Source organism: Carboxylicivirga marina, from assembly GCF_016612505.1.
Lineage (GTDB): Bacteria > Bacteroidota > Bacteroidia > Bacteroidales > Marinilabiliaceae > Carboxylicivirga > Carboxylicivirga marina.
In genome coordinates this window covers 1-1,323 of record NZ_JAENRR010000144.1, presented here as the reverse complement: position 1 = coordinate 1,323, position 1,323 = coordinate 1, and the positions used below count along the sequence as shown (strand labels likewise).

General features: G+C 33.2%; 1 protein-coding gene. It reads right to left on the bottom strand.

Annotation, left to right across the window (positions count from 1 at the left end; genetic code table 11):
* Positions 1-57: 57 nt before the first annotated feature.
* A complete protein-coding gene (locus JIV24_RS22125) occupies positions 58-1,065 on the bottom strand; it encodes a transposase (RefSeq protein ID WP_200467263.1) in 1,008 nt (335 codons plus the stop codon).
* Between the last annotated feature and the right edge of the window lie 258 nt (positions 1,066-1,323).

Here is a 1,323-nt window from a genome sequence, read left to right as displayed (position 1 = left end):
GAGCCAAATCTTTTATTTGTTTTTATCTTTTCATATACTCTAATTAATTACAAGTTTTTAAGCCACTTTTTCATGGGAGCTGTTAATATTTTTCTCTCTCGGATCACGACAAATAAAATCTTGCCTATATGGTTTTTTACTTTTTACAACACTGTAAATTGTTCGTAATATTTTATTGGATACATTATTCATAATTAAATAATGAGGCTTTCCTTCGAGCTTCTTTTTTTGATAATACAAGCGGTATTCCTGATTGTGTTTGACTGCTGATTTTGCACCCATATACAATAGAGATTTCAGTTTTTTATCGGCAAAAGGACTTGTTTTTGATTTACCAACCATTTTCCCTGAAGTATTAGAAAATGGACATACTCCTGCATATGAAGAAGCTTTTTTTGCGGTATCGATAATCTGAAAATTCCCTGTTTTGATTATCAAATCAGTGCCAATAACAGGTCCAATACCTATTACACTAATTGTTAGTTCGTAATTCTCTCTTGTTGCTTTATTTGCCTTTATTAGATGCTCAATTTCGTCATCCAGACTGTCAATTTCATTATCTAGTGCAAGTAAAGAATTCTTAATGTGTTTATTTGCTGCAATACTCTGCATAGGTACTTGTGAACGACCATGCTCACCTGTTCGTAAGCTCTTTCGTGCTTTAACTAATTGTGCCCTTAAACTGTAAAGTGTTTTTAATTCAACAATCGTCTCATCATCATATACCTTAAACTTTAGTTTATCGAAGAAGCGTTCTCCATACTCTCTTATACGCCTGGCATCAATGGGATCTGACTTGCCTTTAACTAATCCCAAACTATGCTTGATGGTATAACCAGAAACCAAAGCTATATTAATATTGAGTTGATTACTCAAGTATACCAGTAAGTCTCCATAGGCTCCTGTATGCTCAGCTACCAATACTGCCTCACAGGGTAATGTGTGTAAGAACTTCGATATGGATACTACTTTGTTTTTCACTTGCTGGCGCTTTTCTTTTCCGTCTAAATCTTTAAAGTTTACATCAAACTTTTCCTTTGATAAATCAATTCCATATACTTGCATAAACAATTGTTTTATGCTCCGAATTGAGTGGCTAAAATCGTGATAATGGGTTTTTCCCTAAATACTCTCTGGCTTATACTCAATAATCTGCTGTCCTTAATATGAAAATTAGATTTTATCTTATTTCTAAATAAAGTTAATGCAGCAGATGGAGCTTTTTGCCTAAGTTATAAATCACATTTGACTCTATTATAATCTACTGGTATTGGTAAACTACAAACTAACGATTTCTAAAGCCAAATCAAAGATTTGGCGGTG